Below are 6,760 nucleotides of genomic sequence, written 5' to 3'. Positions count from 1 at the left end.
AATATGTAAAAAACGATTTTTGAATAAGGAGCCTAAATTATGTTTTTAATTAACAAGAATGAAAAACATTCAACCTTTAATATCCTTCGAGGGAATGAGGGATGTGGAAAATCATATGGAATATTTAACAAATTTATTAATCAATCATCAGAAATTAAAAAGGAATACGGAGATAGATCTGTATTCTATATATGTCCATCAATCATACAAACTCTTGAAAAATTTAACAATTATAAATCACTGTTTGGACAATCAAATAAACAACAATCCAAAAATCCAGAATGGTTAATTTCCAAAAGCGAAATATTAAGAAGCATTATAAAAACAAATTATCCAGATTTATATGATAGCATAAAACAAGGTATAAATGGAGAACACCATCAATTTATATACGATGGATTTTTAGTGTCAGATAATTTATTATTGAATAAGCAAAGCATACGCTTTGAGCATAAACTGGAAAAAGAAAAAGAACTGATAAAATATCAATGGAAAAATTCTTCTCAGAAAAGAAATATTACAAATCCACTCGCTGGAAATTATATGATAACAACCAGAATGCTTTACACTCATCTAAACGAAATTATTAAATCTTTCGAAAAATACAAAAATATAAATGGTATTGGATTAGTCATGATTGAAACAGCACATAAAACAAATCCTGTTGCGTATAATCAATATATGGATCTGAAGATATTTAAAAACATAAAAAGATTTCTCAAAAATGATCTAAAACTTCCGTGGATGTTCACTGATCCCATTCTAAATAAAATTGAAAGTGATGGTTCCGTTATAGATCCAAATTATTCATCAATTGCCAACAATATTAACGAGTCATATTATGAATCAACAAAACCAATTCTAATAGATAATATTCATATAGATAAATTTGAAGTATTTCCTGGAAATGGAAATTACACAAATCATGATAATTTTAAAATCAAAATTCTTTTCTTGAGCAAAGTTGTATTAAATTCACTTCATAAATTGATGACTGAAACAACCAAACGATATAATAACATATTCAGTGAAAATATTTCAGATAACACAAACAATATTTTCTTTGTAGATCAAAGCAATTTCCTTCACTACTTTAAACAATTAAATGAAAAATCATTGAAGAAATGGACAGATAATTCAGTATTAATATTTGATGAATTCCCATTATTAAATTCACCATTTTTAACGATTGAAGAATTAAATTCTGCTTCTGCAGTCTATGGGTCCAAGTATGATAATATGGAAAGTATTTTAAATAAAATTAAAGAAATGAGAAAGCTTCTAGTACAATCAAATAATGATGAAGAAAAAATGAATTTAAGAAAACAATTGAATATGCTTAAAATTAAACTAAAAAGAAAATACAACAAAAATATTGAGGAAACAATAAAATATCTTGATGATCCAGAACTGATAATGAACAAGGATATGTTTAAAAATTCTTCATTTGATATAGTAAATCCTGCGTATTTTCAGGATAAGAATTTTAAAGCCGGAGAACTTTTATTTATACCAAAATCAGAAAAGAAAAATTTCTTCAATATCTTTTATGAAAACAATATCAAGACATTTATTCTTACAACCGAAATAATTCCAATTGAATATTTAACAAACAATTTTGAAAACGTTAATATAGAAGATAGAACATCAAAAATCTTAAATAAAGAAGAAACGGCAATTGCGTATGTGTTCAATAGCGAAAAAGAATATAATGATATTCTTCCGATATCTAAAAATCAAGATACCATTCGTGAATTCATAAAGAAAATAAAGAAAGATTCAGATTCAATTTTAGTTATAGCTAACAATAAATTTGAAGGGGATATCACATCAACATCCATTAAGGGAAGTAATATTTTCATTGAGAGAGATAAAAATGATGATCCAATAAAAGAAGTTCACTATTTTATTTCACCAGATAATCCCAAGGCATTAGCAAAAACATTTCTAAAAGTTCATGGGAATGATATTAAGAATGAGGATTCTGTGTGTGCTCAATTGGATTTGAATGATGAGTTGAAAACAAAGTATTTCAATATGTCAGTTAATAAGTTAACCGATGCTATAAATCAAACCCTTGGAAGATTTTTTGGAGAGAGGGGAAAAATTCTAAAAGAAAAACCAAAGGTTTTTATTTATGCATATGACGATATTTCAGGTGTGTCCTTAGCAGCTATGAAGAATTCCAGATATAACATTGAATTTAAATCCTATAATGAAAATGAAAATATAAAAAATTCTAATAATAAAATTGATCCACCTAAAAATAAAGAAGAAGATATTTTTATAAACAGATCTAACATAAAAAATATTGGAGACACCATATACAACATGACATCAAATATTTTTAAATTGAATGATAATGAAAAAGAATTTTTAATGAAAAAAATAAACAAAAAAATATTTAAAGATAGTTGGAAATTTGGATTCAATAATATTGTGGTCAATAGTTTAAATACTTACACTAAAACTCTGAATAAACTTATTGGAGTTATTAAAGAATGTAATTTCAATTTATATGAAGAAATTATTTTAGATCACAAAAACCAATTGGAAATTGTTAATACTAATTTTATAAATCTGAAAGACAAAGAAAATTTTATTTTGACTTATAGAAAATTTTCTAAATATTTTCAATCTATAATCGATCCAAAAAACAAAGATCTTGATATAGAATGTATTCTTGACAATCTTTATTTGTGCATCTATATATTCTCGATTGAAACTATGAAAACTTGTTTACTTAAACATATTGATAATAAATTAATTTCCAATCATAGATACGAACTATTGAAGCCAACTATTATTGAAAATAAAAAACTAGAAAATTATTCAAAAATTATTTTATCAGTATACAATTCAATTCGGGATCAAGAATATTGTATTAATATCAATGGAAATATATCTTATTGTCTGATGGAAGAATTTAGTGAAAGATATTTCCATGAATTTAAATCCATACTGGATAAAGAATGTGATAAACAAAAAATTGATAAAGATAGTGTACTTAATAAATTGAAAGACAAATTGAATAATAACTATCAAAAATTAATAAATTATTATGGTTGTAGAATTAAAGTTGAAGAAGCTATTGGAATTTCACTTAATAAAATTTGTAAACTTAAAGAAGAATATTTTGAATTTGGAACCACTTTATTTAAATTGAAAAATCATGTGTTAGAATCTATAAGTGATTCAGTCAAGGAAATATTGATATTTGATAGAGAATATACTAAAGATGATTATATTCCAAATAATATTGTGTTTAATTGGAATAATAAATCATATTCAAAAATTTTAATTTAATCATCAGTTCTCAATAATATTCAAATTTTTATATTGGTGTGGGAGCAATGCGTTCATAAGACGCATTGCGTTCTTACAATATAACAAAATATATTTTCTCACGATTGAAATTTTTTTAGTTGAGAAGAATTTGTATTAATATATAAATGTGATCTTAACTAAATTCAAATTAATTCATTTTCTTAATAATCTCCAAAATCCAAAATTATGTTCTAAATAGAACAGCTGTTTTCATTTCGTAATTCAAAAAAAGTACATATATTATTTAATTGATAGGTATTGTTTGTTAATTTTTTTTAGTCGAGGCATCTGGGGTCTAGCGACCTATTTAAATTGGGTATTCTGTAGTTGCCAACGCAGGGTATCATATTTCCTAGTGTTTTCAAGTATGGCCCGTGCATCATTAGCCAGAATAGTGGCAACGATTCTGGCAATTTTTTAATGGAGGATTTTTTGTGAAGAACATGATTGGATGTGATCCTGAATTCGGGTATACTCTTCTAAATAAAGAAAAAGAAAAAATTATTTTCAATGGAAATATGCCTCCATTCAAAACTGATATCATTGGGTGGGACCACGGTGGGAAAGTCGTCGAATTGCGTCCAAAGCCCGGAAGTCCAATGTTTGTAGTAACACAGATTGGACTTTCATTGAGAGCAGTTGATAAAACATTTAAAAATCATTTAAAAGGAATAGAAACAATAGTATATCATTCTGGAGGATTTGGTGAACCCTCTTCCGGAGGACATATACACATTGATAAAAACAAAAATAAAACAATAAATGATAAAATGAAAAATGCAATTGAAAAATGGGATAAATTAAATTTCCTGGATTGTGAGCCAGGGAGAGAATCTAGATTAGGTCGAGGATATGGAAAACATGGTGAATATAGAGACGACCATGATAAAAGCATAGAATGGAGAACACCATCATCTTGGCTGAGTGATCCAAGATGGGCTTTTTCTATTCTTAGTGTTGTATATTCGGTGTACTTTTCAATTGACAGATTTGAGAAAACAGTTTCAAATCACAAACAGTTTCTGAAATTTGTGAAATCCACAATGTCTCCAAAAGAATGGAACTTATTTTATCCATACTATAACATGTGGAATAGCTACAGATTAAAAAACAAGAAACTTCCGAAGGATGTCAATATGGATAAATGGGATGAATTTTTAAACAAAGTTCCAAGGAGTTTAAAAAACAGAGCATCAAACATTATCAATAAATACCTTGAAGACTGTAAAATTAACGTTACAGTTTAAACATTGAAATCAAAAAAATCCAAGATAAGATGATTCGGGTTTGGCTTGTCAATATTTAATATTGGTTTTGCATTGATTCAATCATCAGCAGGATTATCTTGGTTGATTTTGTGATAATCATCAATCCGCAGTCAATCACAATATTGATTTGGGCAATTTAAGTTTAACCGACAAGAAGGGGTAGCTTAGATTCATATTTCAATATGGCAGCAACGGAAAAATGTAAAGTTGATAGGCATGAGATGCTTATTACTTGCTACTCATGCCATCATATTTTGATATGATTACTGTTCTTCAACCTATATTAAATATGAATATTTCATGTGTGTATTCAGGCGGATAGCTGACGTATATATACTGATTGAAATTATCTCATATTTAATTTCAGAATGGATAAAATAGGTGATCATATTTAATATGATTTCAATAAGCCAAATTGTTTTCCAATTTTTAAAAATTCAAAAAGAAACGAGGTGATCGAATTGTTGTCAGTAATGGTAGGACAAATCTGGCAGAATTGTTTGTGTGTGTTTAGTGTAGTTAGTGTGTAGTATAAGATTTTAAGTAATCTATCGGAGGTGACTCTGGCCGGTCACCTCCGAAATAAAATTTTGTTCTATCCAAAAAGAGGAGGGTATATTGAATATCAAAGAAAATATGTATCTGGTGTATAATGATAAATACACAATGGAAACCGGAGTTGCTTTAGCTGGTCTTTTAAAATGTGAATGTGGTCCAGAATTTAAACCATGCGATATTTTAATCAGGTGGGGGAATTCATACGAAGAAGGAAATGGAAAATTATTTGATGTTAATTATAATAAGGGAATAAGGATGTTATCCACAAATAGAAAAGGATTACCACTAGAAATTCCAAGAGTGAGTGTAAGAGAATTGAATCCTGATAAATTGTATATTGCACACCAAAAATATCATATGAATGGTGTTGGGCATCTTGTATTTTTCGGATTTCAAAAGAATTTATTATCTGGATTGGAAATAAAATTTATAACAGAATATATTCCGAATAACAAAGAATACAGAATGATTGTTGATAGATATGGAAATTCAATGTTTCAAGAAAAAAGATGGACAAATAAATGGGATAATCCCGCAAGTCTTTTGATTAAAACAGGATTAAATGGTTGGAAATATGAGTTTGTTGATTTTAAAGATGAAAACATAATTCCAAAATTTTCAGAATATATAAAATCTTTAGATTTAACCGTTGCATCTTTTGATATTGTGTATGCTTCAAATAATAATTCATATTGTGTTGAGGGAAATTCTTCCCCATGTTTAAGCAATGCCAAAGCAGTTAATTTTGTATATAATGCAATAAAAAAATATATCAAGGAGAAATTAGATGCAGGTATACCCACTGCATGATGAATTACTAAAAAAAAGATTACGAAATTTTGACATGAATCACATGTTTGATCTCATGCAGCAGAAATATATATTGAAAAATGGAAAGAAAAGTTATTTTGAACTTCATACTCATATTAGAGATTTTATTATTCAAGTGATTCCAGAAGGATCAATGTATAAAATTAAATCGTATTGGAATACACCAGAAAACGAAATATGTTCAAAACACATAATAACAAAAAAAATTGATACATTAATATATTTAAAAAATAACAAGTTTAATGAATTTTTACGCATATATTATTCTTTTGAACCCGATGAATTATATGTTCAAATTTGTAATATGAAAATTTTAAAATACTTAAAAGAGACAATATTGTTTCTAACAAAAAATATTAAAAATTTTCATAATTGTTGTTTACCTCAATATAATGGTTTAATAAATTATCATATCTACAAAATAAAATTTGGTGGCACACAAACCAATGAACTACATAGAATTATTAATTTTTCAATTTCAGAATGTAGGGATTCAAATACCAAAAGATGTTCTATATGTAATGAGTTTCAGACAACGGATTATGAAGAATATAAACATGTAAAATATAAGTTGAAAAAGGTATTTCAAATGAAAGAAAGGGAGGGAATATTTTTTCAGGATGTATTGGGTTGATTGGTCGGGAGTGGGCGAATTTTGGGAGATTGTGAAATTTACTGCGGAGGTAAAATGCGATTGAAGGTAGGTGTTGTATTTGTTGAACCAAAAACTTTGCTGTTCATATCTAACGGCAAAATAGTTGGTTCGGTTTCAATGC

4 protein-coding genes are annotated in these 6,760 nt (G+C 27.3%); all 4 read left to right on the top strand.

What is annotated here, in order from left to right; translation table 11 throughout:
- The first annotated feature begins 39 nt into the window (after positions 1-39).
- The 4 genes from M0R36_10855 (at position 40) to M0R36_10840 (ending at position 6,618) form a co-directional block, all read left to right on the top strand.
- Positions 40-3,306: a hypothetical protein gene (locus M0R36_10855; protein ID MCK9556288.1), complete on the top strand. Its 3,267-nt coding sequence runs from the start codon at positions 40-42 to the stop codon at positions 3,304-3,306.
- A 464-nt stretch (positions 3,307-3,770) separates the two neighbouring features.
- On the top strand, positions 3,771-4,574 hold the full coding sequence (locus M0R36_10850) for a hypothetical protein (GenBank protein MCK9556287.1): 804 nt from the start codon (positions 3,771-3,773) through the stop codon (positions 4,572-4,574).
- Between the two features lie 639 nt (positions 4,575-5,213).
- Complete coding sequence (locus M0R36_10845; GenBank protein MCK9556286.1) at positions 5,214-5,963, top strand: hypothetical protein; 750 nt, start codon at positions 5,214-5,216, stop codon at positions 5,961-5,963.
- The gene (locus tag M0R36_10840; protein MCK9556285.1) at positions 5,941-6,618 is read left to right on the top strand and encodes a hypothetical protein; all 678 of its coding nucleotides are present in this window, start codon (positions 5,941-5,943) and stop codon (positions 6,616-6,618) included. The genes M0R36_10845 and M0R36_10840 overlap by 23 nt, the downstream gene beginning before the upstream one ends.
- The last annotated feature ends 142 nt before the right edge of the window (positions 6,619-6,760 follow it).

It is taken from the genome of bacterium, from assembly GCA_023228325.1.
GTDB lineage: Bacteria > Auribacterota > UBA6266 > UBA6266 > UBA6266 > UBA6266.
This window is presented reverse-complemented; position numbering and strand designations above follow the sequence as displayed.

Excerpts from the sequence above, each read along its gene's own strand:
- M0R36_10855 (MCK9556288.1), top strand. The coding sequence starts at position 40 with ATGTTTTTAATTAACAAGAATGAAAAACATTCAACCTTTAATATCCTT.
- M0R36_10850 (MCK9556287.1), top strand. The coding sequence starts at position 3,771 with ATGATTGGATGTGATCCTGAATTCGGGTATACTCTTCTAAATAAAGAA.
- M0R36_10840 (MCK9556285.1), top strand. The coding sequence starts at position 5,941 with ATGCAGGTATACCCACTGCATGATGAATTACTAAAAAAAAGATTACGA.